We start from the raw sequence: 24,776 nt of genomic DNA, 5'->3' as shown, positions 1-24,776 counted from the left end.
GCGAATCACGCGGCGACTGTGGCCGGGGTGCAGGTCAATTCGATACCATCGGCGATGATGACCTCGGGGTGATCGAATTCCAGCGCAAACACCGAAGCCGTGAAATGGGTTTCCATGCGGATAAATTCGCCATCCGTCAATTCGCGCGCCGCAATAACGGCCTGTGCGACCCCACAGAGAGCTTTTGCACGCTGGCCGCGGATCAATACGCCTTGATCCGGAAGGACAAGGATATTTTCCTGAGGCTGTTCCACACCAAAAGCGGCTGCAGAGATTGATACAAGGTTTACAGCTGGATACACGATTTGGCGCACCGCACGCAGGCTGCGCGCCCCTGAGCGGGTGATGATACGATCACCAACCTTGAGAGCTTCAACGCGTTTTTCACCGCTCAGGGTCAATACGGTCGTCCCTGCGACAATGCCTTCGGAAAGTCGGGCGGATGTCGGTTCAAATAAAGCGGTGTGATATGTCATATTAATCTCTCCTCTTCTTCCTGCCCTGTCCAAACACCGAATGTGGCAACAACGCGTTAAGGAAACGTCAAGTTTCGGGTTTGAATCTTCCTAATTCAGAGCAGCTTTTCCTCTCGCATCCTGCGCGCACCTTTGCTAGAAGGGCGCGGAAATCACTGCGCGTGTCGGCCATACGGGTCGCTGGGCGCTTTGAGTTTGCGGGTATGGCGAAATTGGCAGACGCACCAGATTTAGGTTCTGGCGCCGCAAGGCGTGGGGGTTCAAGTCCCTCTACCCGCACCAGATATGTGAGAAGGACGGATTTATATGCAGGTCACCGAGACCCTGAACGAAGGCCTCAAGCGCGGCTACACCATCACGGTGACCGCGGCAGAACTTGATGCGAAAGTACAAGAGAAACTGCTCGAGGCGCAGCCCGAAGTCGAAATGAAGGGCTTTCGGAAGGGAAAAGTGCCAATGGCGATGCTGCGCAAGCAGTTTGGTGAGCGCGTCATGGGCGAAGCCATTCAAGATGCCGTCGATGGCGCGATGAAGGAACACTTCGAAGCCTCTGGCGACCGTCCTGCGATGCAGCCCGACGTCAAGATGAAAGACGGCGAAGAGTGGAAAGAAGGTCAGGACGTTGTGGTCGAAATGACCTATGAAGCCCTGCCGGAGATCCCCGATGTTGACGCAAGCAAGGTCACGCTGGAGCGTCTGGTGGTAAAAGCTGAGGATGCGGCCGTCGAAGAGGCGTTGGCAAATCTGGCCGAATCAGCCCAAAATTTCGCAGACCGCAGAAAAGGCAGCAAAGCCAAGGACGGCGATCAGGTTGTGATCGACTTCAAAGGCTCCGTTGACGGGGAGTATTTTGAAGGTGGTGCCGGTGAGGATCATCCGCTGGTTCTGGGCTCCAACTCCTTTATTCCCGGCTTTGAAGAGCAACTCGTCGGCGCAAAAGCCGGTGAAGAGGTCAAGGTCGAAGTTTCCTTCCCCGATGAATATGGCGCAGCACATCTTGCTGGCAAAGCGGCCGTGTTCGAGTGCACCGTGAAAGCGGTCAAAGAGCCCAAGCCTGCCGAAGTGAATGACGAGTTGGCGACCAAATACGGCGCCGAGTCGCTCGAAGCGCTGAAGGGTCAGATCGCTGAGCGTCTGGAAATGGAATATCAGGGTGCCGCCCGCGCTGTGATAAAGCGTTCGCTGCTTGACCAATTGGACGCGCTTGTGAAATTTGAACTGCCACCATCCTTGGTCGAAGCTGAAGCTGGCCAAATCGCACATCAGCTGTGGCACGAGGAAAACCCCGATGTTCAGGGTCACGATCACCCTGAGATCGAGACCACCGACGAGCATAAGACATTGGCTGAGCGTCGCGTCCGTTTGGGCCTGTTGCTGGCCGAAGTGGGCCGCAAAGCCGAGATCACCGTGACCGATCAGGAAATGACCCAAGCGGTTATGAACCAGGCGCGTCAGTACCCCGGTCAGGAACGTCAGTTCTTTGAATTCGTTCAGAAAAATCCGCAGATGCAGCAGCAGCTGCGCGCGCCGATCTTTGAAGATAAAGTTGTCGATCACATCGTTGCCGGGGCAAATGTTTCCGACAAGGAAGTCGATAAGGACGGTCTGCAAAAGGCTGTTGAAGCATTGGACGAGCTGTAAGCCTCGGCTTTCATGCTTTGAAAGATTGGGGGCCGTGCCATTGTGCGCGGCCCTTTTCCTATTTGGCCTATTGAGGTGACATATGCCCGATTTCCTGCCTGATCTTCCGGTTGAAAAGATCCTTGAAGCCCTCCGCGCCGCACCGGGGAACCGGTTGAAATCCGGCAAGTTCGACAGCCCCGAATCCTCCGCTGCCTTGTCGGTCAATGCGTTTGGCTGGTTTCTGGAACGACCCGAGGCCTTTCCGGTGCTGCCCGGCGGTCTCGGCAAGGCCAAAGAGGTGGTGATCGAGGCCGAGATGCGCTTTCCTTGGGCTGGTGGCAAACATACCTGTCTGGATGCGGCGATTGAAACCGACCGCTATTTGATCGGCGTTGAATGCAAACGCTATGAGCCATTTCGTCCAGCCAAGAAAAGCGATTTTGGCGAGAACTTTGATCGCAAGGTCTGGGGCGAGAATATGGCGGGCTATACCCGTTTGCGCCGCACACATGCCAATGGCGCACGCCGCTTTGCCACGCTGGATGACGTAGAGCTGGTCAAGGATGCTTACGGGTTGCGGACCGAGGCCGCGCGGCGCAATTTGCGGCCTATTTTGCTCTATCTATATGCCGAGCCTGCGACATGGGCGAGTGGCAAGCCTGTAGATCCGCAGTTGATCACGGCACATCGTGCGGATCTGAAGCTGTTTTCCGAAAGCGTTGAGGGCGATGAGGTCGGCTTTGCCGCGATGACATGGGATGAGATGTTGGCGCTTTGGGGGCGGGGTAAGATGGCGCTGGCTGATCATGCCGCCCGCGTCCGGGATCAATTTGCGCCGCTGTAATGCTGTCCCGATGGCGCATAAAAAAAACCGCGCAAAGGGCCAGCCCCTGCGCGGTTTGATGTTCTGGAGAAGGGGCCTTAGTCGCGGCCCATATCCTCGCCGTCTTCATTTGCAGCGCCCATTTCGTCGAACAACTCGGCGATTTCGAACTCTGCTTCTGCTTCTGCTTCGGCAGCCAGCTCCTGAATGGATTTACCAGCGGCTTGCAGCTCGGCCTCTTCGGTGGAGCGCGCAACGTTCATGACGATGCTTGCTGTCACTTCGGGGTGCAGCACGACGGAAACCGTGTGCAGGCCCAGATCTTTGATCGGCTTGTTCAAGACAACCTGACCACGATCCACGGTAAAGCCTTCGGCGGTTGCGACATCGGCGGCGTCACGGGTGGTGACCGAACCATAGAGCGCACCTGCATCAGAGGCGGAGCGGATGATGACGAAGTTCTGGCCGTCGAGCTTTTCGAAGATGGCTTCTGCTTCTGCCTTTGTCTCGAGGTTTTGTGCCTCAAGCTGGGCCTTGCGGGCCTCAAAGGATTTGATGTTGCTTTCGTTTGCGCGCAGGGCTTTGCCCTGTGGCAAAAGAAAGTTACGGGCATAGCCTTGCTTGACGGACACAACGTCGCCCATCTGGCCCAGCTTTGCCACGCGCTGAAGAAGGATCACTTGCATGTTGGTGTCTCCTTATTTCACAGCGTAGGGCAGCAGGGCGAGAAAGCGGGCGCGTTTGATCGCACGGGCCAGTTCACGCTGCTTTTTCGCCGAGACGGCAGTGATACGGGATGGCACGATTTTGCCACGCTCAGAGATGTAGCGCTGCAAAAGACGTGTGTCTTTATAGTCGATCGCTGGTGCATTGTCGCCCGAGAAGGGGCAGACCTTGCGGCGACGGAAGAATGGTTTATTCGCCATTTGAATGGTCCTTTCCTATGCCTGAGATCAACGACGCGGGCGATCGCCGCGGTCGCGGTCGTCACGCTTTTGCATCTGCACAGATGGGCCTTCTTGATGTGCATCGACCTTGATGGTCAGCACACGCATCACGTCATCGTGCAGGCGCATCAGGCGTTCCATTTCCTGCACGGCGGCGGCTGGCGCATCCGTACGCAGAAAGGCGAAATGGCCCTTGCGGTTCTTGTTGATCTTATAGGCCATCGTTTTGACGCCCCAGTACTCATGCTCCAAGACTTTACCGTCGTTGTCGCTGAGGACTGTGGAGAAGTGTTCGATAAGCCCTTCGGCTTGCGTGCTGGAAAGATCCTGACGCGCGATCATGACATGCTCGTAAAGCGGCATGCTGTCTCCGTTCATTATTCTAGGTGCATTTCATAGGCCGGGGTCATCACCTTGCCGCGTCCCGACCACGAGAGGCTGCACCGGATCAAAAGAAAGATACGGCAAGATCAGGCGCGTATAGCGGGCGCAGGCGGGCGAGGCAAGCTTTTATGCGGTTTGGAACCGATGGAATACAGGAAAGATTGCGATGGGCGGGGGGCTGCGCTATTGCGATAGTATCAAGAAATTGGAGAGCAGTATGAGCAGAGCATTCGTATTTCCGGGGCAGGGGTCGCAGGCGATCGGCATGGGCCGTGCATTGGCCGAGGCCTATCCTGCCGCGCGCGCGGTATTTGAAGAGGTCGATGATGCTTTGGACGAGAAGCTCTCGGCACTGATCTGGGAGGGCGCGATCGATGATCTGACGCTGACCCAAAACGCCCAGCCTGCGATCATGGCAACATCGATGGCGGCCCTTGCCGCGCTGGAGGCCGAGGGTCTGGGCATGGCGCAGGCCGATTTTGTGGCGGGTCACAGCCTTGGCGAATACTCGGCGCTTTGTGCGGCGGGATCGATGGATCTGGGCGACGTGGCGCGTTTGTTGCGGATTCGCGGTGCCGCGATGCAAGAGGCGGTGCATGTCGGTGTCGGCGCTATGGCGGCGATTCTGGGCCTTGATTACGACACGGTGACCAGCGTTGCGGGTGAGGCCGCCGGCGATGAGGTCTGTCAGGTTGCCAATGACAATGACCCGGCACAGGTGGTGATCTCTGGCCATAAGGGCGCGGTAGAGCGGGCCTGTGTGATCGCCAAGGAAAAAGGTGCCAAGCGTGCGCTGATGCTGCCGGTCAGCGCGCCGTTTCACTGCGCCTTGATGGAGCCTGCCGCCGCTGTGATGGGCGAGGCTTTGGCCGCCGTTGTGATCCGCGATCCAAGCGTGCCCGTGGTCGTGAATGTGCGCGCCGAAGCCGTGACCGAGGCCGACCGCGTGCGTGCGTTGTTGGTCGCTCAGGTGACGGGTGAGGTGCGCTGGCGCGAATCCGTGCAATGGCTGGCGCGGGCCGGTGTGACCGAATTTTGGGAGGTTGGCGCGGGAAAGGCGCTTTCGGGCATGATCAAGCGGATCGAGTGCGACACAGTGCAACGCAATATCGGCACGCCCGACGACATTACCCCGTTGAAAGCATAACCGGCAGGCAGGCTATTTAGAGAAAGGAATTTATATGTTTGATCTGACAGGAAAGAATGCGCTGGTGACCGGCGCCTCGGGCGGAATCGGTGGCGAGATTGCGCGCAAGCTGCATGCGGCGGGCGCAACCGTCGCGCTTTCGGGCACGCGGGAGGCCCCGCTGGAGGCGCTGGCATCCGAGCTGGGCAGCCGCGCCCATGTGCTGACCTGCAACCTTTCGGATGCGGCAAGTGTCGAGGCCCTGCCCAAGGCGGCAGCGGCGGCGATGGGATCGGTCGATGTGCTGGTAAACAACGCAGGCATTACCCGTGACAACCTGTTCATGCGCATGTCCGATGACGAATGGGCCAGTGTGCTGGAGGTCAACCTGACCTCGACCTTCCGTTTGTGTCGAGGTGTCTTGCGCGGGATGATGAAGGCGCGTTGGGGCCGGATCGTGAATATCTCCAGCGTTGTGGGTACAACGGGCAATCCGGGGCAGGCCAATTATGCGGCCTCCAAGGCGGGGATGGTCGGCATGTCCAAAAGCCTCGCCTATGAGGTGGCAAGCCGTGGAATCACCGTGAACTGTGTGGCACCGGGCTTTATCACCACAGCGATGACCGAAAAGCTGACAGACGACCAAAAGGCCAAGATTCTTACCCAGGTTCCCGCCGGTCGCATGGGGGATGTGAATGAGATTGCATCCGCGTGCCTTTATCTGGCCAGCCCCGAGGCGGGCTATGTCACGGGGACAACGCTGCATGTAAACGGCGGAATGGCGATGATTTAAGACGTGATTTTGGGCCATTTGCCGCAACTGTGGCCAGATTTTGACAAGGAAATGCGCGCGAAAGCGCCGCAGCCTCTTGATCTGGGGGGGCAAATGGCCCTACATCCTGCAACCGAAAGCGTTTGCCATGGCACTGGAACGTGTTATAGGCGGCGTTAATAAGGCTAGGGCGTGTAACGCGTTCTGGTTTCCCGATGGTTTCGGGATGAGCCGCTCTTATAGAGCACGAGATTAAGATCGGGCGATGATGCCCGTAACTGCATGAGGAATTGACATGAGCGACATCGCTGACCGCGTTAAGAAGATCGTCGTCGAGCATCTGGGCGTCGAAGAAGATAAGGTCGTTGAAAACGCCTCGTTTATTGACGATCTGGGCGCGGACAGCCTTGATACCGTCGAGCTGGTTATGGCTTTTGAGGAAGAGTTCGGGATCGAAATTCCGGATGATGCTGCTGAAACCATCCAAACCTTTGGCGATGCGGTCAAGTTCATCTCAAGCGCGTCTTGAGATCGATAGATCCTTAGGATTTGCACTTCGGTAGCCTTCGGGTCGCCCATTTGCGTTAAAATCAAAGCCCGCAGTTTCACGCTGCGGGCTTTTTCTTTGCTGGCGGCTTGTCGCGCCCATCCATTGTGGCCACTGCATTGTGGGGGGCATAACCACTGGAAAGTTTCTAATTTTTTCCGAATGGCTGTTATCTATGGATGTTTCAATATTTACGTTTAGCTCATCGTTAGGGGATTGATCCTATCAAAGGGCTGCGTAATGAGAAAGGAACCTCTATTATGATTTCGAGCATTGGCTCACAAAACCTTTACCTCGGCCAACTTACGAGTGCCGGCCAAATCACTTCGCCAACAAGTGAAACAGCAAAGAGCGGACAGGTTGTCGGTGGCGTTTCCGGCACAGAAGACGCGGGCAAGTCGCAGGCCGCCGAGAACCGGCCACCGCCACCTCCACCCCCACCAGAAGAAGACAGCGCGTCCAATATAAGCAGCGATGCAGATCCCGAAGCACTGCTGCAAAGCCTGTTCGAAGCACTTGAAGCGGAAGAGGACAGCACCGATGAGGCCAGCCTCCTGGAAACCTTGAGCTCTATCGCGACTGAAGGCTATGCCGCCGCACAGTCGATGTTTGCAGCTGAAACAAAAGTTTAAAGCGCTGCAATGACCGGTATATTGGCTGCCTAAAACGGGCGGCCATGTTTCACGTCCAAACTGCTCAATCACACTGCGGATGTTATGGGCGGGTTAGGATTCGTTCCTCTGCGGGCTTTGTGCCTTCGTCGTCCCAGATCAACAAGACGGAGTCGATTTTGCGCGCGGCCCGATCAAGCGCGATGTCGCGGGCGGCCTGACTGTCGGCCCCCTTGGACAGGGCCGTGAGCGCGGCGATACTGCGGTATGCGCCAATGCCGAACCACACCCGCAGCGCCAAGAGGGCGGGGGTAAAGATCAAGGTCAGAACGGTTGCGATGCCAAGGCCGAAAACCACCGCCGTTGCCAGTTGTTTCCACCAAAGGGCCGTTGGGCTGTCGATGGAATAGCCGCCATGGATGAAGTCGAGGCTAAGGCCGAACATCATCGGTGCCAGCCCTGCCATGGTGGTAATGGTTGTCAGCAAAACCGGCCGGATGCGCTGTTCGGCGGTGCGGATAATCGCCTCGAGCTTGGGCATATAGCGGCTGAAGTCCTGATAGGTATCGATCAACACGATATTGTTGTTCACCACGATCCCGGCCAGCGCGACAATGCCGGTGCCGGTCATGATGATGGAAAAGGTCTGCTCCATCACCAACATACCGATCAGGACGCCGGTGGTCGAAAGTACCACTGCAATCAACACCAGAACCGCATTGTAAAAGCTGTTGAACTGCGCCAGCAGGATGATGAACATCAAGGCCAGCGCGCCCGCAAAGGCCTTGGCAAGAAAGGCACCGCTTTCGGCCTGATCCTCTTGGTCGCCGGTCCATTCCCATTCGACGCCATCGGGCAGAGGATCGGCTTCGGTCAGCCATTCGGTCAGGCGGGTGATACGTTCATTCGCGTTGACCGGCTCAAGGATAAGGCTCGTGCGGTCCAACGCGTCCAAGGGCTTGTCAGCGCTTACAAGGGTATATCCGTAATCACCGCCTGCCAGATCGCGCGGGGTGGTGCTGTTTTCCTCGCGGGCTTTGGCCAGGCCGATGATGGTGCCGTTTTCCTTGACGGTGGCAAAACCCGCCATGACATCTGCCTTTACGTCATAGTGGCGGGTTTGGTTCACGCGATCAATCCGGCCCAGCTTGGGCACAGGGGTGCGGGTGATGAAATTGGACAGGGGCACCAGCCCGTCATTGGTGCGCAGCTTCAACGTATCGAGCGTCGAGAGCAGGCGGTCCTTTGCGGGCAGGCGCACGCGAATCTCTATTTCCTCGTCCGAGCTGTCGACGCGCATCGTATCCAGCAAGATCCCCCGTGTCACAAGCTGCACCATACCGCCAACGCTGGCCACATCGGCCCCGAAACGGCCGGCTTTCTCGACATCGACATCAATCTGCCAGTCAATGCCGGGCAGGGGGAGGGTATCCTCTACCCCGACGATCGCGGGCATCAGGGCCAGCTTGTTGCGGACCGTTATAACGGCTTGTTCCAATGCGGCGAAATCATCCCCCTTCAGCCGCAGGTGGATAGGCTTGCCGCTGGCAGGTCCACGGCTTTGCGCCAGATATTCGGTCTGGATGCCGGGGATGCGCGTAAGTTCTTCCATGATCCGCGCCATCACCAGATCGCCGTCCAATGCGGGTTGATCGGCGCGGTCTTCCCAAGGGATCATTTCCACCTGAACCTGCCCGATGGTGTCGCGCGGTTCATTCGCACCGCCGGTATTTGAATTCAGCCCGCCCTCACCGGCAAAGGCAAAGACGCTGTCGACCCCTTCGGTTTGCAAGATCACATCTTCGGCCTGACGTAGCAGCACATCCTTTTCCGCCAGCGATAGGTTCCCGCGCGCACGGACATAGACGATGGCCTGTTCGATCTCTGATTCGACGAAAAACTCCACCCCTTTGGAATGGGTGGCGTAATAGTTGAAGGTGAAACCGACCACCCCCAGAACCGCGACGACCGAGACAAGCGGCATCACCGGATTTCCCGCAATCGCCTTGGTGAAATGACCAAAAGGGGTGCGCCGGTAGCTGCCTTTGATCTTGCCGGGGGCGCGCTTTGGCGTGGCGGCAGTCATGGTGATGGAGGTCAGCGCGCCCCCCAGCACAAACATCAGCGCACCGGGCACCGGGGTCATCGCCCCCGTGGGGGCGAGATCGCCCAGCAGATAGGCGGGGTTCAAAAGCTGCATCGCGCCCAGAAACACCAGATAGATCGCAGGCGGCACAAGGGCCGCGCGCAGCATCCATGGCAGGGGAGCAAGCCGCTTTGCGGCCCCTTCAAACTGACGGCTGATACGGCCCGACACCCCGCCCAAGACCGGCAGATAGATCAGCGCCACGATCAGGCTGGCCGAAAGCACAAAGATCAGCGTGACGGGCAACATGCCCATGAACTCTCCGGGGACGCCGGGCCAGAACAGCATCGGCAAAAAGGCGCAAAGCGTGGTCGCGGTTGAGGAGACCACCGGCCAGAACATCCTCTTGGCCGCCTCGGTATAAGCCGCCATCGGCCCAGAGCCTTCGGAGATACGCGTATCGGCATATTCCACGATCACGATCGCCCCGTCGACCAGCATCCCCACCGCCAGAATAAGCCCGAACATCACAATGTTGGACACCGTAATCCCCATCGCCGCCAACAGCACAAAGCACAACAGGAAAGAGGTCGGAATCGCAAAACCCACCAAAAGCGCCGAGCGCGTGCCCAGCGAGGCCAGTACCACGATCATCACCAGTGCAATCGCCGTCAGAACAGAGCCTTCCAACTGGCTGACCATGCTTTTGACCTGATTGGATTGATCGAGAGAGGCCTTTATCTCTACCGCGTTGCGCATGTCTTGGGGCCATGTGGCGCGTTCCTCTTCGACAAGGGCGCGGACCTCGGCGGCGGTGTCGATCAGGTTGAAACCCTTGCGTTTGACCACCTGAAGCGCGACCGTGGTTTCGCCGTTAAACCGCGCGGTGCCGGTGCGATCCTCAAACGTCAGGCGGATATTGGCCAGATCGCCCAGTGTCACAACGCGGTCACCATTCACCTTGACCGGCAGCGCATAAACCTGCGCCGGTGTTTTGAAGGAGGAGGGGATCTTGACCGAATAGGCGCCATTGTCGGTTTCCACCTCTCCCGCCGCGATCAACTGGTTGTTGTTGCGCACAACGGCGACCAGCTCGGCGGCGGTAACGTTATAAGCCTCAAGCCGCAGGGGGTCGATTTCAACCTCCAGCATCTCGTCGCGGTGTCCGGCCAGCTCCACCTTGAGGACGGCGTCCATCCCCTCAATCCGGTCCTGCATGGATTTGGCAGCGCGCAGCAGCGTGCGCTCGGGCACCTGACCGGAAAGCGCGATGATGATGATCGGGAATTCGGAGAAATTGATCTCGGTGATGCTGTATTTATCGGCCCCATCGGGAAATTTCGCCTCGGCCGTGTTCATCTTGTCGCGCACATCGGCGATGATCTTGGTCTTGTCCCAGCCGAATTCGAATTCCAGCGCCACACCGCCATAATTTTCGGCGGCGGTGCCGGAAATGGTTTTCAACCCGTCAAGGCCTGAAAGCTCTGTCTCCATCACCTTGACCAGAAGGGTTTCGCTGTCAGCCGCCGAAATGCCGGGAAAGGGGACAGAAACAAAAAGAGCCGGAATTTCGATGTCCGGCTCGCCTTCTTTGGGCAGAGAGGTATAGGCAAAAGCGCCCGCCATCAGCGAAAGTGCCACAAAGGCGATCACCATGCGGGCGCGATTGGCGGCCCAGTCGATAAGGCCGGTCATTGGGCGGCGTCCTCATAGGTGACATCGACGGCAATGCCCGCAACGACATATTCCTGCCCCACGACGATCACATCGGCGACATCCGGCAGGCCCGTGACCCAGACCCCTTGGGGCGTATCGCGCAGCAAGGTGACGGGCACAAAGGCCACGCGGTTGCTGTCGCCATCCACCACCCGCAGGCCAAGCCGCCCGTCATCATCCAGCGTCAGGGATGAGGCCGGCAGCAGATGCGCAGGCTTGCCCTCGGTGGCGATCATCAGCTCGGCGGTCTGCCCGTCGCGGATCGCAAGGCCGCCGTTGGGCACCGTGACCTCTACCCGAAAGGTGCGGGTCAAGGGGTCGGCAGAGCGGCTCAGGAATGTCACCCGCCCAAGGGTTTCATGCCCCGAGGCCAGCCGCGCCTGTGCCATTGCGCCCACGCTGACCTTATCGACATCGGTTTCGGCCAGAAATCCCACCAGCTTGATCGGGTCCAGCTGGATCACGGTTGCACAAGGAGATCCCGGTTGCAGCAACGCGCCCAGCTCGGCGGTATCGGTTTCCAACAGGCCCCCGAAAGGCGCGCTTAGGGTCAGCCGCGCGATCTCGCGGCGGGCGGCCTCAACCGCAGCCTCGGCGGCGCGGATGCCTGATGTCGCCGCCGTCACCCCCGATTGGGCCGAATTGATACCGGCGCGGGCGCTTTCAACCGCCGCCGTTGTCGCCGCCACCCGGGTTTCCGAGGCAAAGCCGCCCTCGATCAGTTTGGCTGCGGCACGGGCGTTGATCTCTGCCTCGGCCAACATGGCGCGCGCTTCGATCAGGCGCGCTTCGGCCTCGGGCAGACGGCTTTGCGCCTCTAGCTTGCGGGCCTCGGCTTCCATCAATTGGGTCTCGCGGGTGCCGGTATCGAGCACGCAAAGCGGCTGGCCCGCGCTGACATAGGCGCCGCGGCGCAGGGGCTCGGAGATGATAAGACCGGAGGTTTCCGATTTGACAATCACCTGACGCGCGGCCTCGGTCTGGCCACGAGCCAAGATCATGCTGTCCACGGGCTGGGCGGTGCTGCGCTGCACCAGAACGGACAGGCGTGCCTCGGGCGCGCTCTCCGGGGCATCCACCGGCAGATCGGGGCGGGTTTCGGCCGCATCATTGCCGGTGACAAAGGCCAGCAGGCGCTCACGCTGGAAGACCAGTAAGAACAATGAAAGGGAAACCAGAATTGCGGTGACAACGGGAAAGAGGCGCATAGTTTACCTTATCTTGGGCCCGCAAAAGGGGCATCAACAGCCTGACCGGGAGATGGCTCTTTGCGTGGCTATACTCTGAAAGGGTGAGTGCAGAGTAAGTATTTTTCCGCGCCCCGCAAGTTTCTTGCCCCGATGTTGCATCACCGCTTGGGAGGGCCTACGCGCTGGATGACGGATTATTTCCCTAAAAACAAGCCTAACGGGGGTGGTCGCGGACAGGTAGAAGCGGGCCGGGGCTTGGCAAGCCCTTGGCCTTGCGTGTAAGACGGTTTCAAAGAATTGGAGACAGGCGTGAGTAATCCAGAAAGCTTCATTGAAGAGGTCACCGAAGAGGTCCGCCGCGACCGACTTTTTGCGATGTTTCGCAAGTACGGCTGGATCGGGGCATTATTGGTGGTCTTGATCGTGGGTGGGGCTGCTTATACCGAATGGCAAAAAGCAAGCCGCGCGGCCGAATCCGAGGCCTTTGGTGATGCATTGCTGGACGCGCTGGATCAGGACACGCCATCGGCACGTCGCGCTGCCCTTGTCGGCGCGGATATTGCTGCGGGGGGGGAGGCTGACAGGCTGGCGCTGCAAAAGCTGCTGGTTGCCTCGGATGCCACGGGCGACAAGGCAAGCATATTGGCCGCGCTGGATGCCGTGATTGCCGATACGCGTTTGGCCCCGACCTACCGCGATCTGGCAACCCTGCGCCGTGTTATCCTTGCGGGAACGGACATGGAGATTTCTGCCCGCCGTGCGGCCCTTGATCCGCTGGCAATTCCCGGCCGCCCCTTCCGCACCTTGGCGCTGGAGCAACTGGCCTATCTGATGGTGGAAACCGGAGATGACGCAGGGGCGATTTCGCAACTGCGCGCGCTTTCGCAAGATCAGGAGGCACCGACAGGCCTGCGCCAACGTGCGGCCCAGATGATCGCGGCCTTGGGCGGCGAGACGGCAGAAGGTTAATGCGGGCATTCGCTTGCATTTGATGCGCAGCCGATGGAACATATCGCGCAAACGGGCGCCAAGACAAAGGGTAGATAGAAGATGACTTCTTTCTTTGATACGCGGAACAAGGCAGGCAGAACCCTGTGCCTGATGGCCGGGCTGGCGCTGCTCGCGGGCTGCGAAAAGGAACTTATCCTTGAGGGGGAGCGGTTCAACCCCCGCACGCCGCTCTCTGATTCGATCCGCGCCGAGGGTGAGGCGCAGCCAACCGACAGCTTTGGCATGATTGAAAACCGGTCTGTCGCGATCAACCTGCCTGCTGCGCGTGCCAATGCTGATTGGACCCACCGGGCCGGCAATGCCGCGCATCTGATGCCGCATGTGGCCCTGTCATCGGCACCTGCACGGATCTGGTCGGCGAATATCGGCAGTGGCAACAGTCGCAAATACCGCATTTCTGCCGCGCCTGTCGTTGCGGGGGGGCGGGTGTTCACAATGGATGCCACCACGGGGGTCTCGGCGGTGTCGACCTCGGGCGCGTTGCTGTGGACTGCGAACCTGAAACCAGAGAGCGCGCGCGGTGATGTGTCGGGTGGCGGGCTTGCATTCGGCGAGGGGCGGCTGTTTGCGACCACGGCCCACGGCGAGGTGGTGGCGATTGACCCGGCAACCGGCGGCGTGATCTGGCGGCAGAACATCAATTCGCCTGCGGCGGGAACGCCGACGGTGGCGGATGGTGTGGTCTATGTCGTCGGGCGGAACAATACGGCCTGGGCGATCAATGCCAAAACCGGCAAGGTGCAATGGCAACTGCCGGGGGTACCGTCTCCTTCGGGTATGATCGCTTCGGCAGCCCCTGCGGTGACGGCACGAACGGTGCTGATTCCTTCGGGTAACGGGACGGTGACGGCCGCGCTGAAAACCGGCGGTATCCAGCTTTGGACGGCAAATGTGGTGGGGCAGCGCCTTGGTCGTGGGCATACGGGTGTGACCGATATCACCGGCGATCCGGTGGTTGATGGCAAGACCACCTATATGGGCAACCAAAGCGGGCGTTTGATGGCGGTGGAAACCGCATCGGGAACCGAGAAATGGTCGGCCCGCGAGGCGGCTTATGGTGCGGTTCTGCCGGTCGGCGGCTCTGTCTTTCTGATCTCGGATGAGGCAAGGCTGGTGCGGCTGGACGCCGAGACCGGCGAACCGATCTGGTCCGTTGAGATGCCTTATTTTGAGGCCACAAAGGCCAAGAAACTGTCGCGGATCACGGCGCATTACGGGCCGGTACTGGCAGGCGGGCGGCTGATTGTTGCTTCGGGCGATGGCGTGGTTCGGATGTTCAACCCCGTCAACGGCGCGCTTGTCGGAACGGTGGAATTGCCCGGCGGCGCGGCTGCGGCACCTGCCTTTGCAGGCGGGGTAATGTATATCGTTTCGGAAAATGGCCAACTTCACGCTTTCCGTTAAGGCCCAAGCGGTGTATGGCCAAGGATTGATGACCTGACCCAAGCCCCCGGAGGGGCCGAGATGAGCTTTACCCTTGCCATAGTTGGCCGCCCCAATGTGGGCAAATCTACTCTTTTCAACCGCCTCGTGGGGCGCAGGCTGGCGTTGGTCGATGACCAACCCGGCGTGACCCGTGATTTGCGCGAAGGCGATGCCAAGATATTTGACATGCGCTTTACCGTGATCGACACGGCGGGGCTTGAGGATGTGACCGATGACAGCCTTCAGGGGCGTATGCGCCGCCTGACGGAACGTGCCGTTGATATGGCCGATGTCTGTCTGTTCCTGATTGACGGGCGTGCAGGCGTGACCGCGACGGATCTGGTCTTTGCCGATATCCTGCGCAAACGTGGGGCGCGGGTTATTCTGGGCGTGAACAAGGCCGAGGGCAAGGCGGGCGATGTCGGCGCGATTGATGCCTGGTCGCTTGGTCTGGGCGAACCCTTGCGCTTGTCGGCAGAACATGGCGAAGGGGTCGATGACCTTTATCACGTGTTGCGCCCGATCAGTTCCGAGTTCGAGGCCCGCGCCGAGGCAGATGCGCCCATTGTCGATGTGGATATCCCCGAGGATGAGGCCGATCTTGAGGCCGATCCCGAATGGCACAAGCCGACCATTGACAAGCCGTTGCAAATCGCAGTCATCGGGCGCCCCAATGCCGGAAAGTCGACGCTGATCAACAAGATCATCGGGCAAGAGCGACTTTTGACAGGGCCGGAGGCGGGGATCACCCGTGATGCGATCTCGGTCAAAACAGATTGGTACGGCACGCCAACGCGGATTTTCGATACCGCTGGGATGCGCAAAAAAGCGCGGATCAACGACAAGCTGGAAAAGATGTCGGTTTCGGACGGGCTTCGTGCGGTGCGTTTTGCCGAGGTGATCGTGGTCCTGCTGGATGTCGAGATCCCCTTTGAACAACAAGACCTGCGCATCGCCGATTTCGCGGAGACCGAGGGCCGCGCCGTTGTTGTGGCGGTCAACAAATGGGACCTTGAAGACGAAAAGCAGGAAAAGCTTGCCGAGCTGCGCGAAAGCTTTGAGCGGTTATTGCCACAGCTTCGGGGTGCGCCGCTTGTGACCGTTTCGGCCAAAACGGGGCGCGGGTTGGACCGTCTGCACGGGGCGATCATGCGTGCGCATGACATCTGGAACCGGCGTATTCCGACCAACCGGCTGAATACCTGGCTCCAAGCCATGACCGAGGCGCACCCGCCACCGGCACCGGGCGGGCGGCGGATCAAGCTGCGCTATATGACCCAGGTGAAAACCCGTCCACCGGGGTTTGTTGTCATGTGCTCCCATCCCGATTTGATGCAGGAAAGCTATAAGCGGTATCTGGTCAACGGGCTGCGCGATCACTTTGATATGCCAGGCACGCCGATTCGTATCACGCTGCGCGGGCAGGGCGACAGGAACCCCTTTAAGGACAAGAAATTTCACACGCCAAGCCGCTTGCGCAAGCACAAGGCGTCAAAAGATCCCGATAAACGGTTTTGAAATCAAAGGGGGGCTTGGCCCCCTTTTTTGCTGCGCATGCGGAAATCTTATCCCGTTTGCTTGGGTCAGACTTCAATCCACCATTTGTAATGATGGTGCTCAAAGGTCGGGTGCATTTCGGCACCTTTCACCTTTGGATCGACGTGCCTATAAAGCTTGCGCCAGTAGGGCTGTATCATGACAGCTTGGTCTTGCAGGATTTCCTCCAGCCGTTTCATCACCACGCGGCGATCATCGGCGTCGGCGATGGCATTGGCCTGTGCCAAAAGCGTATCGAATTCTGCATCTGAAAAGGCTGTCTCATTCCATGCGCCGCCCGTGCGATAAGCGAGCGTCAGGATTTGCACGCCAAGGGGCCGCATATTCCATTCGGTTGCCGAGAAGGGAAATTTTTTCCAGTCGGTAGAAATGGTTATACCCGGATGCATCGTCCGCTTTACCCTGATGCCGGCATCGCGCAACTGGGCCGCCACCGCATCGCTTGTTCTGGCTTGCCATGTGTCATCAAGGGAGTGCAGCTCAAACTCGAAATCCGCCATCCCAGCCTCTGTCAGAAGGGCCAGAGCCGCCTTCGGATCTGCCTTCAAAGGCGGAAGCGCGGCATATTCGGGGTGGATGTCACAGACATGATGGTTCTGTGCAACCGTGCCAAGGTTGCTATAGCCAAGCTCAAGGATGATACCATTGTCGACGGCCATCGCAAGCGCGCGGCGGACGCGCAGGTCCTTGTATTCCTCGGCGTTTTGGTTGAAACGCAGAGTAATCGTGGCGGCTGTATCGATTTCCGATTTTTCCCAGCCGAGATCATCGAGAATTTCGATAAAATCGCCAATGGATTGATAGGTCGCGTCAATTTCTTCTGCACGCGCGGCCGCGATGGCGGCACCGGGGTCGGTGCCAAGGTCGATGTAATCAATTCTATCCAGATATGGTCCGCCGTAAACCTCTGTCCCCCACCATCCATGCGCGCTATTGCGTAGCAAGCTTTGGCGTAGACCAACCAGATTGGTTTCAGGCAAATAGGGACCGGTTCCGATCGGGTTCAACGAGGGGTCGCCATCGTCATAAGAGGGGTGCACCACTGCCGCAGGATAGTCGGACATATTCACAATCAAGGCGATATCTGGCGCGTTCAGCGTCAGCTTGACGGTGTGGTCATCAATGACCGAGATTGCACCCTCGGCTGCGGTGTTGATTGCGGGGTCAACTAGCGCGCTCATACGTGCGGACATGGAGTTGCCCCTGACCCTGCCATCGCACCAGCGGGTGATGTTATGGGCGACATCATGGGCGGTAAAGGCATCGCCATTGTTCCAGGTTACCCCCTTGCGGAGGGTCAGCCAGTATTCAGTCGCATCCTCATTTGTTTTCCAGCTTTCCAACAACATGCCGCGAAGCGTGCCATCGGCGTTGTATTCCACCAGATATTCCAGCCATCCCCGTGTGAAATTGGCGATCTGCGACCAGTCAGCGGTGCGCGGATCCCTAAGGTTTCTGGTCTCCATCGCCATGCGCAAAACGCCGCCCGGTATGGGCGTTGCAGCGTTGGCTTGCGGGGCGGCAAGGCCCAAAAGGCCGTAAGCTGTGGGGGCTGCGATACCCAAGGCGCAGGCGCGTGTCAGGAAGTCACGCCGATCAAGCGTGCCTGCGCCAACTTCGGCGGCATAGGCAAGGGCCGCCGGATGTAGGTTTCGCGTCGTCTGTGTCACAGCATTCTCCCCGAATGTTTGGCACTTCGCTTCGGTCTTTCAGGCCGGGGCGGATCGCATCTTGGTAAATTGGTGGGTGATGACAGAAGACCTTGGCAGATCTCTAATTCTGCGCGGTTTTTCCCGGCAGTCAATCCGTAGCGCTGCCCAAAACGATTCAAAACCGCAGTTGCCTGTCACCAGCAGGGCGAGAACTTGTCAAAAAAAACAACATTTATCACTGTTAGCCACTGTGCCTTTGCGGTGCAACCGGTCAGGCCTGTTTTCGGAACGCCGAAGGGGATTTCCCGGTCTTGTGCTGAAAGGCGCGGGTGAAATAGGCGGGGGAGGCAAAGCCGAGATCGGATGCGATCTTGCCAACCGGTGTCTTGGTGTCGCAAAGCAGCGTGCTCGCCTCAAAGATCAGGCGGTCATGGAGCAGATTCGAGGCAGGCTTGCCGCAGGTCTGTTTGCAACAGCGGGTCAAATGCGTCGGGGTCACGCCCAGGGCTTCGGCAAATTCGGCAACGCCCATGCCTGATTTGAAATTGCGTTCCAAAAGATTGGCATAGCGTGCAACCAGCCGCCCTGCGGCGTCGCTGTCGCGCATCTCGCCGCCTGCTTTATGGACCTGACGTTCCAGCCAGACGCTCAGCAAGCCAAGATGGTGCAGTGTCGCGCGGTCATGGGCGGGGGTATCGCTGTTCATTTCGCGCTGGATGGCATCAAGCGTCATGTTCAGTTCTTGCTGGGCCGATGCCTCACGGATGCGCAGGTGTTGCGGCGCCTTGGGCAAGGGCAGGCTGCAGTTGCGGCCAAAGAACACGGCCGTGCCAAAAACCTGTGGCCCCACTTCGAACCCATGCATGACGCCTGGCGGGATGAACACCGCGTTATGCGCGGTATAGCCCCGAGTCGATCCGGCGATGGTGATCCGGCCTTGCCCTTTGGTGAACCAAAGCAGCACCGGCTCGGACAGGGACCGCATCGCCTCCACACGCCAGCGCCCTTGCGCGGCAAGACGGGGGATCGCGACAAAGCGCAATTGTGACAGGGCTGAAAGATCATTCATATCGGGGCTATCCCTTGCTTGATGATGCAATTTAAGCAGCAGCGGGGTCATGTCCCAAGCTAAAAATAGTGAAAATCGAACACATCCACAGATTTATCCACAGGTTTGCCATGCAAGTACCAATTTACGCGGCGGGATCGAGCGAGATCCAGTTTTTCATCCGATTGCGGAACCATGTCCGTTGTCGTTTCGCATATTGGCGCGAGGCAAGCTTGGCCGCGCCAATCGCCTCATCCAGCCCGGTTTCGGCGCGCAGATAAGCCACCAGTTCCGGCGCGCCAATGGCACGGGCCGAAGGGCGCAAGGGATCCCATGTCGGCAATTCGGCGCGCACTTCTTCCAGCGCGCCTTGGGTCATCATCATATCGAAACGCCGGTCAATACGGGCATTGAGCCAACCGACATCGGGGCGCAGCACAATCGGTTCCACATCCGCCAGCGGCATCAACGGGGGGGCTGTATCGGCCTGCCAATCCGCCAAACCGCGGCCGGTGGCGTGCAGAACCTCCCAAGCGCGCTGCACCCTTGCGGGGTTGCGCTGATCGATGCGGGCGCGGGTGGGGGCGTCGAGCTCGTCCAGCATGCCTGTCATTCCCTCATGGAGCCGGCGGGCATCGGCAAGGGCGCGGGTCGCGGGCGGGATTTCCGGGATCTCTGCCAGACCTTCGGTCAGGGCGCTGAAATAAAGTCCCGTCCCGCCCACGATCACAGGGCGCGCGCCCTCAGCAATCACGCGTGCCACCTCCCGCAGCCAGTGGCCAACGGAATAGGGATCATCGCGCCCGATATGCCCGTAAAGCCGGTGGGGCAGGGCGGCCTCTTCGGCCTTGCTTGGCCGTGCGGTCAACAACCGCCAGCAGCCGTAAACCTGCAAGGCATCGGCATTGACCACCACCCCGCCCGAGCGTTCCACAATCGCGGCGGCCAGCGCCGATTTGCCGCTTGCCGTCGGGCCGGCGATCAAGACCGGACGCTCGGTTGAGATGGTTTCGATCACGTTTGGCTCACTTTTCTCTGGGCTGTCGCGGTTCCGGACGGGCTTTTGGCGGCTTGCGGGTTTTGGACTGTTGAACCTGCCGCCGTTTTGCGACATTTTACGCGACAGATAAACCCCGTCTGGATTCCCTCATTGCACAGCCGTGGCTGCGCGTCACGGTGAACCGGCGCCAGCCTGTCAGGAATGCTGCAATGCCCGTCAATCTCACTGAATTGCCCGTCACCACCCATGGCCGTGTCATGCTCAAAATCTCGGGTGAGGCGTTGATGGGGGATCAAGGCTACGGGCTGCATCCGCCAACCGTTGCCCGCATCGCGCAAGAGGTGAAATCGGTGCATGATCTGGGCGTCGAGATCTGCATGGTGATCGGCGGCGGCAATATCTTTCGCGGGTTGCAAGGTTCGGCCCAAGGGATGGAGCGGACGACCGCCGATTACATGGGCATGCTGGCCACGGTGATGAACGCGCTGGCGATGCAGGCGGCCTTGGAGGCGCTAAAGATCCACACCCGCGTGATTTCCGCCATTCCAATGGATCAGGTTTGCGAACCCTACATCCGCCGCCGCGCCGTGCGCCACCTTGAAAAAAAGCGCGTCTGCATATTTGCTGCGGGCACCGGTAACCCCTATTTCACCACCGACACGGCGGCCACGCTGCGCGCCAACGAGATGGCCTGTGAGGCGATCTTCAAGGGCACCAAGGTTGACGGCGTCTATGACAAAGACCCCAAGAAATTTGCCGATGCCAAACGCTATGAGAACGTGACCTATGACGAGGTCTTGCAAAAGCATCTTGGGGTCATGGATGCCTCGGCCATCGCATTGGCGCGAGATAATAACCTGCCGATCATCGTGTTCAGCCTTGATGAGCCCGGCGGTTTTCGCGGGATTTTGGCCGGACAGGGCACCTATACCAAGGTGCATGGCTAAGCCGGGCGTGGGCATCCTGCGGGGGTAAACAGGATTGTTGCGAAATCTGCAAAGGTTTCGTAACATCCTGAAACACAGCTCTTGGTCGGGATATCCATGCGACATAAGACCTCCCATGCGGGCAAAGTTCTTGAGGTAGCGGATTCTGCCTCGGCGGCGGCACGGTCGCAAATTGCGGCAAGCTGGCATCGTTCGGTCCTGAAATACGGGCTGGACCCTGATGACCGCCGCCCGCCCGAGGTGATCGAAGAGGCCGCACTCTCGGCGCGTCTTGCGGCGAATGACACCTTCATGATGATCGCAGCCCCGCGTCTGGATATGCTTTATTCGCTGGTGGGGCAGTCGGGTTGCGCGGTTTTACTGTCGGATGTGGATGGCGTGGTGCTGGATCAACGTATATCCGCGGCCGACAAGCCGGTTTTCGACAGTTGGGGCCTGCGCAAAGGTGCCGATTGGAGTGAGCAACGCGAGGGCACCAATGGCATTGGCACCTGCCTGACCGAAAGCAGGCGGGTCATCATCCATCAGGACGAACATTTCTATGCCCGCAACACGGGGATGAGCTGCATCGACGCGCCGATCTTTGGCGCGCAGGGGCAGATTATGGCGGCACTGGACGTATCCTCGGCGCGGGTGGACCAGACCGAGGCGTTTAACCGGCTGATCGCCGCGCAGGTTGCCCAAACCGCCCGCGCGATTGAGGAGGCCAATTTTCGCGCCACATTTAACGCGGCACGGATTGTGGTTGCCGATTGCGATGATACCGGCTCTGCCACGCTTTTGGCGATTGATGACCACGACCTTGTGATCGGCGCCACGCGTGAGGCGCGCCGAGCCTTTGGTCTGGCCGCGACCGGCCCGCTGACGCCGCGCCCTGCGCGCGATATTCTTGGGCGAGAGGATGGCCCGACAGGGTTTGAGCGTGCCGAAAAGGCCGCCGTGGTGCGGGCCTTGGCGCGGGCGGATGGCAATGTCTCACAGGCGGCACGTCAGCTTGGGGTGGGGCGCGCCACGCTTTACCGCCGGATGAAACGGCTTGGCTTGCACGAAAGCTGACGGACTGTCTCACCCCTGATACACAACTGGCAGAGTTCCGGTTTTGCCATGATGACGCGGGCCTTAAAGCTGGTCATGATGGTCCTAATCCCAGGTGGAGGACTTGGGACGTTTGGAGGAACAATCATGAAAGACATCGCGCACACCGAGGCGGGCACATATACGTCGCCCTTCAAAACACGGTATGACAACTTTATCGGCGGCAAGTTCGTGGCCCCTGTCAATGGTCGCTATTTTGAGAATGTAACGCCGATCACAGGTGAAAAGATCAATGACGTCGCACGCTCGGACGCGGCTGATGTGGAACTGGCGCTGGATGCTGCCCATGCCGCCAAGGCCGGATGGGGCAGCAAATCAGCCACCGAGCGTGCGAATGTGCTGCTCAAGATTGCCGATGCGATCGAGGCGAACCTGGAGCTGATCGCCCGCGCCGAGACATGGGACAACGGTAAGCCGATCCGCGAGACAATGGCCGCCGATATCCCGCTGGCTGCCGATCACTTCCGCTATTTCGCAAGCGTTCTGCGCGGGCAAGAAGGCTCCATGAGCGAGATCGACGCCGATACGGTGGCCTATCACTATCATGAGCCGCTTGGCGTTGTCGGCCAGATCATCCCGTGGAATTTCTCGATCCTGATGGCGGCGTGGAAATTGGCGCCGGCGCTGGCGGCGGGCAATTGCGTTGTCCTGAAACCGGCTGAACAAACTCCGGCGGCGATCATGGTGCTGGCCGAGATCATCAATGACCTGCTGCCTGGCGGTGTCTTGAATATCGTCAACGGATACGGTGCCGAGGTTGGCGCGGCTTTGGCCACATCGAAACGGATCGCCAAGATCGCCTTTACCGGCTCTACCGCCACCGGCCGCACGATTATGCAGGCGGCGACCGAAAATCTGATCCCTGTCACCCTTGAGCTGGGCGGCAAAAGCCCCAATGTGTTCTTCTCGGACATCATGCGTGAGGATGACGCCTTTTTGGACAAGGCGGTTGAGGGCTTTGTCCTCTTTGCCTTCAACCAAGGTGAGGTCTGCACCTGCCCGTCGCGCGCGCTGGTGCAGGAAGATATCTATGACGCCTTCATGGAGCGGGTGATTGAGCGGGTCAAAGCCATCAAACACGGCGATCCGCGCGATCCTGAAACCATGGTCGGCGCGCAGGCGAGCAAGGCACAGCAGGAAAAGATATTGTCCTATTTCACCATCGGGCGCGAAGAAGGGGCCGAGGTCCTGATCGGCGGCAAGGCCGCGCAGTTTAAGGGTGAGCTGGCAGGGGGCAATTATATCGAGCCGACAATCCTCAAAGGCCATAACAAGATGCGCGTGTTCCAGGAGGAAATCTTTGGTCCCGTTGTTTCCGTCACCACCTTCAAGGATGAGGCCGAGGCCCTCGCAATTGCCAATGACACGATGTACGGGCTTGGCGCGGGGGTCTGGTCACGCGACATGAACACCTGTTACCGCATGGGCCGCGCGATCGAGGCGGGCCGCGTCTGGGTGAACAACTATCACGCCTATCCCGCCCATGCGGCCTTTGGCGGCTACAAGCAATCGGGTATCGGGCGTGAGAACCACAAGATGATGTTGGATCATTATCAGCAGACCAAAAATATGTTGGTCAGCTATAATCCGAACAAACTGGGTTTCTTCTAATCCTGATTGGCCCCCGTATCCTATCGCGGGGGCCAGACCTTTTACGGGCGGACAGCATTCCGATGGCGTAGCAGCGAATTGGCTTTTGAACAGCGGTGAAAACTGCGCCTGATCGCACCTATGAAACGATAAGCAATTTCGGCCATAGCCAGCGATTGGCTGGTTGGGATCACCGGGCGTACCGCAAGAGGGCGTTGCGCAATAGTCATCCATGCGTTCCAGAACGAGACCACCGCGCACTTCATGGCGAAGTTTATTGGTAATCCCCCCCCAAAATTAAGGGGCTTCATAAGTAGAATTTTCTCGGCAAGATGTCTGAGGAGATTTTGAATGCAGAAAAGCAGATACACTGAGGCGCAGATCCTTTCGATCCTGCGCCAGGGCGAAGGTGGCGTGCCGGTGGCAGAGCTGTGCCGCGAGCACGGTATGAGCAACGCGTCCTTCTATAAATGGCGGGCGAAGTATGGCGGCATGCCCTCTCGGGCTTTTGCTTTGCAAAACCCTGCCGGGTAACAGACGCGTCCATGATCAGCCAGATGAAGGCCATGGAGTGAGGCGCAAACGCCATTGGTCCGAGAGCGCGCCGAACGAGAACCGTCGGCTGAAGCGGATGTATGCGGACCTGAGCATGCAGGCTGATTTGCTGAAGGAAGCTCTTGGAAAAAAGTAGGCGGGCCATCTCAACGCCGAGAGATGGCCGTGAATGCTGTGGCGCGCTGCGCAGTCAGCATTGCGCTGGCTTGCCGCGCCTTTGGTGTCAGCGAGACCTGCTATCGTTACAGCCCGCTGCTGAGCGACGAGAATGAGCATATTGCCGATCTGCTTGTTGGGCTGACCGAAGCCCGGAAGACTTGGGGATCTGGATTATGCTTTCTGCATCTGCGCAACGTGAAGGGGCAGCCTTGGATACTGTTACCTGGCAGTGCATGTTCACATGCATGAGAAGGCACAAAAGAGTTTACCGCATCTACTGTGAACTTGAACTGAACCTGCGCCCTTTCGGGCCATTGCTACGCAATGCCCTGCCGGGTAACAGATCAAACCCCGCAAAAGGATGAAGCGGGACAAGCCCGACGCGCAGGTGGTGCCAGAAGCGCCGAACATGACCTCCCTCTCGCGCATGTAAACA

Annotated in this window: 21 protein-coding genes, 1 tRNA gene and 1 pseudogene; 14 read left to right on the top strand and 9 right to left on the bottom strand. The window is 59.1% G+C overall.

What is annotated here, in order from left to right; all coding sequences use genetic code 11:
• Positions 1 to 5 precede the first annotated feature (5 nt).
• The gene (locus AKU94_RS03870; RefSeq protein ID WP_050526018.1) at positions 6 to 476 is read right to left on the bottom strand and encodes a Hint domain-containing protein; all 471 of its coding nucleotides are present in this window, start codon (positions 474 to 476) and stop codon (positions 6 to 8) included.
• A 197-nt stretch (positions 477 to 673) separates the two neighbouring features.
• Between AKU94_RS03870 and AKU94_RS03865 the strand changes: the two genes are divergently transcribed.
• The 3 genes from AKU94_RS03865 to AKU94_RS03855 all read left to right on the top strand — a co-directional run bounded on the left by AKU94_RS03865 (position 674) and on the right by AKU94_RS03855 (position 2,943).
• A tRNA-Leu gene (locus tag AKU94_RS03865) sits at positions 674 to 758 on the top strand.
• A gap of 24 nt (positions 759 to 782) precedes the next feature.
• Positions 783 to 2,117 (top strand): trigger factor, encoded by a 1,335-nt coding sequence (gene tig / locus AKU94_RS03860; RefSeq protein WP_050526017.1) that lies wholly within the window; start codon positions 783 to 785, stop codon positions 2,115 to 2,117.
• Positions 2,118 to 2,199: 82 nt separating this feature from the next.
• Positions 2,200 to 2,943: a PGN_0703 family putative restriction endonuclease gene (locus tag AKU94_RS03855; RefSeq protein WP_050526016.1), complete on the top strand. Its 744-nt coding sequence runs from the start codon at positions 2,200 to 2,202 to the stop codon at positions 2,941 to 2,943.
• 77 nt (positions 2,944 to 3,020) lie between these two features.
• On the opposite strand, the gene rplI is transcribed toward AKU94_RS03855, so the two are convergent.
• From rplI to rpsF, 3 genes are read right to left on the bottom strand one after another with little or no spacing between them, the layout of a single operon-like run.
• On the bottom strand, positions 3,021 to 3,608 hold the full coding sequence (gene rplI, locus AKU94_RS03850; protein WP_050526015.1) for a 50S ribosomal protein L9: 588 nt from the start codon (positions 3,606 to 3,608) through the stop codon (positions 3,021 to 3,023).
• 12 nt (positions 3,609 to 3,620) lie between these two features.
• Positions 3,621 to 3,848 (bottom strand): 30S ribosomal protein S18, encoded by a 228-nt coding sequence (gene rpsR / locus AKU94_RS03845; RefSeq protein ID WP_011747229.1) that lies wholly within the window; start codon positions 3,846 to 3,848, stop codon positions 3,621 to 3,623.
• A gap of 27 nt (positions 3,849 to 3,875) precedes the next feature.
• Positions 3,876 to 4,232, bottom strand: coding sequence for a 30S ribosomal protein S6 (rpsF, locus tag AKU94_RS03840; RefSeq protein ID WP_050526089.1), 357 nt, complete (start codon positions 4,230 to 4,232; stop codon positions 3,876 to 3,878).
• A 238-nt stretch (positions 4,233 to 4,470) separates the two neighbouring features.
• On the opposite strand from rpsF, the gene fabD reads away from it, so the two are divergent.
• From fabD to AKU94_RS03820, 4 genes are all read left to right on the top strand, one after another.
• Complete coding sequence (gene fabD / locus AKU94_RS03835; RefSeq protein ID WP_050526088.1) at positions 4,471 to 5,400, top strand: ACP S-malonyltransferase; 930 nt, start codon at positions 4,471 to 4,473, stop codon at positions 5,398 to 5,400.
• Positions 5,401 to 5,434: 34 nt separating this feature from the next.
• Positions 5,435 to 6,172, top strand: a complete 738-nt coding sequence (fabG, locus tag AKU94_RS03830) for a 3-oxoacyl-ACP reductase FabG (RefSeq protein ID WP_050526014.1) — start codon at positions 5,435 to 5,437, stop codon at positions 6,170 to 6,172.
• Positions 6,173 to 6,446: 274 nt separating this feature from the next.
• The gene (locus AKU94_RS03825) at positions 6,447 to 6,680 is read left to right on the top strand and encodes an acyl carrier protein (RefSeq protein ID WP_050526013.1); all 234 of its coding nucleotides are present in this window, start codon (positions 6,447 to 6,449) and stop codon (positions 6,678 to 6,680) included.
• Positions 6,681 to 6,958: 278 nt separating this feature from the next.
• The gene (locus tag AKU94_RS03820) at positions 6,959 to 7,330 is read left to right on the top strand and encodes a hypothetical protein (protein ID WP_050526012.1); all 372 of its coding nucleotides are present in this window, start codon (positions 6,959 to 6,961) and stop codon (positions 7,328 to 7,330) included.
• A gap of 82 nt (positions 7,331 to 7,412) precedes the next feature.
• On the opposite strand, the gene AKU94_RS03815 is transcribed toward AKU94_RS03820, so the two are convergent.
• Both AKU94_RS03815 and AKU94_RS03810 read right to left on the bottom strand, forming a co-directional pair.
• Positions 7,413 to 11,090, bottom strand: coding sequence for an efflux RND transporter permease subunit (locus AKU94_RS03815; protein WP_050526011.1), 3,678 nt, complete (start codon positions 11,088 to 11,090; stop codon positions 7,413 to 7,415).
• Positions 11,087 to 12,319 (bottom strand): efflux RND transporter periplasmic adaptor subunit, encoded by a 1,233-nt coding sequence (locus AKU94_RS03810; protein ID WP_050526010.1) that lies wholly within the window; start codon positions 12,317 to 12,319, stop codon positions 11,087 to 11,089. Before AKU94_RS03810 ends, AKU94_RS03815 begins: the two co-directional genes overlap by 4 nt.
• 291 nt (positions 12,320 to 12,610) lie before the next feature.
• On the opposite strand from AKU94_RS03810, the gene AKU94_RS03805 reads away from it, so the two are divergent.
• The 3 genes from AKU94_RS03805 to der all read left to right on the top strand — a co-directional run bounded on the left by AKU94_RS03805 (position 12,611) and on the right by der (position 16,255).
• On the top strand, positions 12,611 to 13,270 hold the full coding sequence (locus tag AKU94_RS03805) for a hypothetical protein (protein WP_050526009.1): 660 nt from the start codon (positions 12,611 to 12,613) through the stop codon (positions 13,268 to 13,270).
• Between the two features lie 81 nt (positions 13,271 to 13,351).
• Positions 13,352 to 14,716 carry a PQQ-like beta-propeller repeat protein gene (locus AKU94_RS03800; RefSeq protein WP_232295673.1) on the top strand — a complete coding sequence of 455 codons (1,365 nt, stop codon included), beginning with the start codon at positions 13,352 to 13,354 and terminating at the stop codon, positions 14,714 to 14,716.
• A 60-nt stretch (positions 14,717 to 14,776) separates the two neighbouring features.
• Entirely contained in the window at positions 14,777 to 16,255 is a 1,479-nt protein-coding gene (gene der, locus AKU94_RS03795) for a ribosome biogenesis GTPase Der (RefSeq protein WP_050526008.1), read from the top strand.
• Positions 16,256 to 16,320: 65 nt separating this feature from the next.
• Here the strand turns inward: der and AKU94_RS03790 are convergent, their stop codons facing one another.
• The 3 genes from AKU94_RS03790 to miaA form a co-directional block, all read right to left on the bottom strand.
• Positions 16,321 to 17,964: an ABC transporter substrate-binding protein gene (locus tag AKU94_RS03790; RefSeq protein WP_050526007.1), complete on the bottom strand. Its 1,644-nt coding sequence runs from the start codon at positions 17,962 to 17,964 to the stop codon at positions 16,321 to 16,323.
• 253 nt (positions 17,965 to 18,217) lie between these two features.
• Positions 18,218 to 19,015 (bottom strand): AraC family transcriptional regulator, encoded by a 798-nt coding sequence (locus tag AKU94_RS03785; RefSeq protein ID WP_050526006.1) that lies wholly within the window; start codon positions 19,013 to 19,015, stop codon positions 18,218 to 18,220.
• Between the two features lie 124 nt (positions 19,016 to 19,139).
• Entirely contained in the window at positions 19,140 to 20,012 is an 873-nt protein-coding gene (miaA, locus tag AKU94_RS03780) for a tRNA (adenosine(37)-N6)-dimethylallyltransferase MiaA (RefSeq protein WP_050526086.1), read from the bottom strand.
• Between the two features lie 191 nt (positions 20,013 to 20,203).
• Here miaA and pyrH point away from each other — a divergent pair, with 191 nt between their 5' ends.
• The 4 genes and pseudogenes from pyrH to AKU94_RS18990 all read left to right on the top strand — a co-directional run.
• A complete protein-coding gene (gene pyrH, locus AKU94_RS03775) occupies positions 20,204 to 20,941 on the top strand; it encodes a UMP kinase (RefSeq protein ID WP_050526005.1) in 738 nt (245 codons plus the stop codon).
• Between the two features lie 96 nt (positions 20,942 to 21,037).
• Positions 21,038 to 21,997, top strand: a complete 960-nt coding sequence (locus tag AKU94_RS03770; RefSeq protein ID WP_083444915.1) for a GAF domain-containing protein — start codon at positions 21,038 to 21,040, stop codon at positions 21,995 to 21,997.
• A 126-nt stretch (positions 21,998 to 22,123) separates the two neighbouring features.
• Positions 22,124 to 23,647: an aldehyde dehydrogenase gene (adh, locus tag AKU94_RS03765; RefSeq protein ID WP_050526004.1), complete on the top strand. Its 1,524-nt coding sequence runs from the start codon at positions 22,124 to 22,126 to the stop codon at positions 23,645 to 23,647.
• Between the two features lie 330 nt (positions 23,648 to 23,977).
• Positions 23,978 to 24,755: pseudogene (locus tag AKU94_RS18990) on the top strand (transposase); the annotation flags it as partial.
• Positions 24,756 to 24,776: the final 21 nt, after the last annotated feature.

It is taken from the genome of Pseudorhodobacter aquimaris, from assembly GCF_001202025.1.
GTDB classification, from domain to species: Bacteria; Pseudomonadota; Alphaproteobacteria; order Rhodobacterales; family Rhodobacteraceae; genus Pseudorhodobacter; species Pseudorhodobacter aquimaris.
This window is presented reverse-complemented; position numbering and strand designations above follow the sequence as displayed.

What these genes read in the sequence shown, in the direction of transcription:
- AKU94_RS03810 (WP_050526010.1), bottom strand. Translation starts at nt 12,319, where the DNA reads ATGCGCCTCTTTCCCGTTGTCACCGCAATTCTGGTTTCCCTTTCATTG.
- fabG (WP_050526014.1), top strand. Translation starts at nt 5,435, where the DNA reads ATGTTTGATCTGACAGGAAAGAATGCGCTGGTGACCGGCGCCTCGGGC.
- AKU94_RS03770 (WP_083444915.1), top strand. Translation starts at nt 21,038, where the DNA reads ATGCGACATAAGACCTCCCATGCGGGCAAAGTTCTTGAGGTAGCGGAT.
- tig (WP_050526017.1), top strand. Translation starts at nt 783, where the DNA reads ATGCAGGTCACCGAGACCCTGAACGAAGGCCTCAAGCGCGGCTACACC.
- adh (WP_050526004.1), top strand. Translation starts at nt 22,124, where the DNA reads ATGAAAGACATCGCGCACACCGAGGCGGGCACATATACGTCGCCCTTC.
- AKU94_RS03785 (WP_050526006.1), bottom strand. Translation starts at nt 19,015, where the DNA reads ATGAATGATCTTTCAGCCCTGTCACAATTGCGCTTTGTCGCGATCCCC.
- AKU94_RS03800 (WP_232295673.1), top strand. Translation starts at nt 13,352, where the DNA reads ATGACTTCTTTCTTTGATACGCGGAACAAGGCAGGCAGAACCCTGTGC.
- AKU94_RS03855 (WP_050526016.1), top strand. Translation starts at nt 2,200, where the DNA reads ATGCCCGATTTCCTGCCTGATCTTCCGGTTGAAAAGATCCTTGAAGCC.
- fabD (WP_050526088.1), top strand. Translation starts at nt 4,471, where the DNA reads ATGAGCAGAGCATTCGTATTTCCGGGGCAGGGGTCGCAGGCGATCGGC.
- AKU94_RS03870 (WP_050526018.1), bottom strand. Translation starts at nt 476, where the DNA reads ATGACATATCACACCGCTTTATTTGAACCGACATCCGCCCGACTTTCC.
- der (WP_050526008.1), top strand. Translation starts at nt 14,777, where the DNA reads ATGAGCTTTACCCTTGCCATAGTTGGCCGCCCCAATGTGGGCAAATCT.
- rpsF (WP_050526089.1), bottom strand. Translation starts at nt 4,232, where the DNA reads ATGCCGCTTTACGAGCATGTCATGATCGCGCGTCAGGATCTTTCCAGC.
- AKU94_RS03825 (WP_050526013.1), top strand. Translation starts at nt 6,447, where the DNA reads ATGAGCGACATCGCTGACCGCGTTAAGAAGATCGTCGTCGAGCATCTG.
- AKU94_RS03820 (WP_050526012.1), top strand. Translation starts at nt 6,959, where the DNA reads ATGATTTCGAGCATTGGCTCACAAAACCTTTACCTCGGCCAACTTACG.
- pyrH (WP_050526005.1), top strand. Translation starts at nt 20,204, where the DNA reads ATGCCCGTCAATCTCACTGAATTGCCCGTCACCACCCATGGCCGTGTC.
- rpsR (WP_011747229.1), bottom strand. Translation starts at nt 3,848, where the DNA reads ATGGCGAATAAACCATTCTTCCGTCGCCGCAAGGTCTGCCCCTTCTCG.
- AKU94_RS03815 (WP_050526011.1), bottom strand. Translation starts at nt 11,090, where the DNA reads ATGACCGGCCTTATCGACTGGGCCGCCAATCGCGCCCGCATGGTGATC.
- rplI (WP_050526015.1), bottom strand. Translation starts at nt 3,608, where the DNA reads ATGCAAGTGATCCTTCTTCAGCGCGTGGCAAAGCTGGGCCAGATGGGC.